The organism is Sphingomonas sp. Ant20, from assembly GCF_000783375.1.
Lineage (GTDB): Bacteria > Pseudomonadota > Alphaproteobacteria > Sphingomonadales > Sphingomonadaceae > Sphingomonas > Sphingomonas aerolata.
The window spans coordinates 1-2595 of the sequence record NZ_JRVI01000173.1 but is presented as its reverse complement, the minus strand read 5'-3'; the positions used below and the strand labels follow the sequence as shown (position 1 = coordinate 2595).

At 67.2% G+C, this 2595-nt stretch carries 2 protein-coding genes and 1 pseudogene; all 3 read left to right on the top strand.

The window, feature by feature from the left end:
- The first annotated feature begins 124 nt into the window (after window positions 1-124).
- Window positions 125-763: a ribonuclease HII gene (locus tag NI18_RS16820; protein ID WP_037531641.1), complete on the top strand. Its 639-nt coding sequence runs from the start codon at window positions 125-127 to the stop codon at window positions 761-763.
- A 177-nt stretch (window positions 764-940) separates the two neighbouring features.
- Window positions 941-2083, top strand: coding sequence for a site-specific DNA-methyltransferase (locus tag NI18_RS16815; RefSeq protein WP_037531642.1), 1143 nt, complete (start codon window positions 941-943; stop codon window positions 2081-2083).
- A gap of 157 nt (window positions 2084-2240) precedes the next feature.
- Window positions 2241-2595: pseudogene (locus NI18_RS16810) on the top strand (dihydropteroate synthase); the annotation flags it as partial.

The window sequence follows — 2595 nt, the reverse complement described above, 5'->3', positions numbered from 1 at the left end:
GCGCCCATCGGGCGATCGCGTTCGTCCACGCCGCGCTTGCGCAGCCGCCGGGGCTTGGCGCAGGGCACGGGCCGATGGGGCACGCGCTCGGCGTCAGCCCGTTCGACCAGCTGAAAGACCGCACATGCCCGGCATGAAACATGAAAAGCTCTGCGTCGGCCCCGTCGCCGGCGTCGACGAAGCCGGTCGCGGTCCGCTCGCCGGCCCGGTCGTCGCCGCCGCGGTGATCCTGCCCGCAAAGGGCGTGCCCCGCGGCATCGACGATTCGAAGAAGCTCTCCGCCTCCGAGCGCGAACGGCTCTGCGCGCGGCTCAAGGGCTGTGCGATCGTCGGTATCGGCATCGTCGAGCCCGATGAGATCGACACGCTCAACATCTACTGGGCGACGATGAAGGCGATGACGCTCGCGGTCGATGCGCTTGCCACCGAGCTCGGCCACGCGCCCGGCCATGTGCTGGTCGACGGCAACCGCCTGCCGCGCTGGAGCTACCCCGCCACCCCGCTGGTCGGGGGCGATGCGAAATCGCTGTCGATCGCCGCCGCCTCGATCGTCGCCAAGCACACGCGCGACCTGATCATGATCGCCGCCGCCGACGTCCACCCCGAATATAACTGGCATTCGAACAAGGGCTATGGCTGCGCGCACCACATGAAGGCGCTGCGCGATCACGGTCCCACACCGATTCACCGCCGCAGTTTCGCCCCCGTCGCGGCGGCCTATCTGACGCGCGAGGGCCTTTTCGCGAAGGAAACGACGAGCTGAGTCTTTCGCGCCACACCCCAAGGGCTTGAGGCGCGAGTCTGTCACGACTCAACATCTGGGCGACGGCGACTCGTTTGGTCGCACCGACGGATTCGCGCGCGCGCGCCGTTCATGAAACTCTGCTTGACGGAGTCGGACAATTCCGCAGCTATGGGGGTCGACAAGGGGCGCAAAAACATGGGTTTGATCGACACGATCGCGCGGCCGCGCGCGGTAAAGAAGGGAACGGCGCCGGCGGTGCAGCCCGCGCTGCCGCTCGACCAGATCCTGCGCGGCGACTGTATCGAGCGCATGAAGGCGCTGCCGTCGAACTCGATCGACATGATCTTCGCCGATCCGCCCTACAATCTTCAGCTCGGCGGCGAACTCTATCGCCCCGATGGCAGCCATGTCGACGCGGTCACCGACGAGTGGGACAAGTTCGACACCTTCGCCGCCTATGACCGCTTCACCCGCGCCTGGCTGAAGGAAGCGCGCCGGATCCTCAAGGACGATGGCAGCATCTGGGTGATCGGCAGCTATCACAACATCTTCCGCGTCGGCGCGGCGGTGCAGGATCTCGGCTACTGGATCCTCAACGACATCGTCTGGCGCAAGACCAACCCGATGCCCAATTTCCGCGGCACGCGCTTCACCAACGCGCACGAGACGCTGATCTGGGCGTCGAAGGGCGAGAAGGCGAAATACACCTTCAACTACCGCGCGATGAAGACGCTCAACGACGAGCTGCAGATGCGCAGCGACTGGGAATTCCCGATCTGCGGCGGCCCCGAGCGCTTGAAGAAGAACGGCACCAAGGTCCATCCGACGCAGAAGCCCGAGGCGCTGCTCTACCGGATCCTGCTCGCCTGCACCAAGCCCGGCGACGTCGTGCTCGACCCGTTCTTCGGCACCGGCACGACCGGCGCGGTCGCCAAGCGGTTGGGGCGTAGCTGGATCGGGATCGACCGTGAGGGCGAGTATATCGAGGCGGCGCAGGAGCGGATCGAGGCCGCGCTGCCGCTCGACGAATCCGCGCTCGCGACGATGATGAGCCCGCGCGCGCAGCCCAAGGTCGCGTTCGGCGTGCTCGTCGAGAACGCCTATCTCGCGCCCGGCACGGTGCTGACCGACGGCAAGCGCCGCTGGCGCGCGACGATCCGTGCGGACGGCTCGCTGCTCAGCGATTGCGGCACGATCGGCTCGATCCACAAGCTCGGCTCGACGCTCCAGAACGCGCCGGCCTGCAATGGGTGGAGCTTCTGGCATTACGAGAGCGACAAGGGGCTGAAACCAATCGACGATCTCCGCCAGACCTATTTGCTGGCGACGACGGTCTAGCGAATTGCCGTTCGTGCCGAGGAGAGACCGAGCGTAGTCGAGGGCTCGTATCGAGGTACATGTCCCTCGATACGGCATCTCGACGTGCTCGATGCCTATACGGGACGAACGGGATTAGCCGTTTGAACGGCATGCGGATTTGGGGGAAAGGGGGGGCATGACCAGCCTCCACCTCCGCCCCGTCCAGTTCGTCGACACCCCGATCGGCCATCCCGACGGCAGCGTCGCGCGGCTCGCCGGCGGGATGCAGTGGTCGCCGCCTATGAGGTGATCGAGCGCGGCGCCCGTCGCACGATCCCGGTCGCCGACGTCGCCACGCAGGGCGAGCGCGCGGCGCATCTTCACGCCCTCATCACCGCGCCGCGCGCGCCCCTCCCGCTCGGCGAGCGCATGCTGCGCTTCGACCAGCCGCTCGTCGCGGCTATTCTCAACGTCACCCCGGACAGCTTCTCCGACGGCGGCAAACATGTCGCGACCCCGCCCGCCGCCGCCGCCGCCGGGGATCGACATGG